Annotated in this window: 1 protein-coding gene; it reads left to right on the top strand. The window is 48.4% G+C overall.

Features of this window, described 5'->3' with window-relative positions; all coding sequences use genetic code 11:
• The coding region (locus tag FW774_RS20265) for a glycosylhydrolase-like jelly roll fold domain-containing protein (protein WP_262714455.1) at nt 1–879 on the top strand (879 nt) is incomplete at its 5' end.
• Nucleotides 880–947 lie beyond the last annotated feature (68 nt).

The raw sequence follows: 947 nt of genomic DNA, 5'->3' as shown, positions 1-947 counted from the left end.
GAAGATGCCATTGCCTGGACACACCGCCGTGATGGTGACAGCGATATCTATTTCGTATCCAATCAAACAGGTTCAGAAAATCATGCAGAGCTGTTATTCCGTGTAAACGGTAAAATCCCGCAACTGTGGGATCCCGAAACCGGCAAACAATACAGCTCTACCCAATGGCATACAGAAGGCGATCGCATTCGCATGACCATACCTTTTACGCCCTTTGGGGCAGTGTTCGTTATCTTCCAGCCGAAGAATAGTATAAAGCCAAGCACCGCATTATACCGGGAAGAAAAAATCACGCGGACTATTCCGGTAGAAACCAAATGGCAGGTAACTTTCCCCGCAGGTTACGGAGCGCCGCCCAAAGCCGAGCTTGGCACCGGTTCATGGACCAGCAGCAAAGTGTTCGGAATCAAATATTTCTCAGGCACCGCTACCTATCAAAGTACCATCACCGTTTCTAACCAGCAGCTTAAATCAGGCATTCTGTTAGACCTTGGCGAAGTAAAGAACATGGCCGAAGTGCTGGTGAATGATGTAGTGGCCGATACGCTGTGGAAGCCTCCTTTCCGTACCGACATCAGCAAGCTGCTGAAAGCCGGGCAAAATAAGATCACGTTTAAGATCACCAATACCTGGTGGAACAGGATGGTTGGTGATGAGCAGTTACCGGAAGACCTGCAGTGGCGCCCTAACCTGCAATACGCAGGTAATGATTATAAAGGCTATGAGCTAAAGGAGTTTCCGAAATGGGTTTGGACAGGAGAGCAGCGTCCATCAAAAGACCGGGTAACGTTTACCCCCTGGCGTTTTGTAGAGAAAGACTCACCCTTGCAACCCGCAGGGCTTATCGGCCCGGTTAGCTTGCAGTTGTATGAAAAATAAATGCATAATACCTGTGAATCTTTTTCCCATAGTAAGATAACAGTTACCAGGTAGCTGTTAAAGCCAGG

Origin of the sequence: Pedobacter sp. BS3 (assembly GCF_008274585.1) — a bacterium.
Classification (GTDB): domain Bacteria; phylum Bacteroidota; class Bacteroidia; order Sphingobacteriales; family Sphingobacteriaceae; genus Hufsiella_A.
The sequence above is the reverse complement of the archived record's forward strand: the minus strand, read 5'-3'. Positions and strand labels throughout refer to the sequence as shown.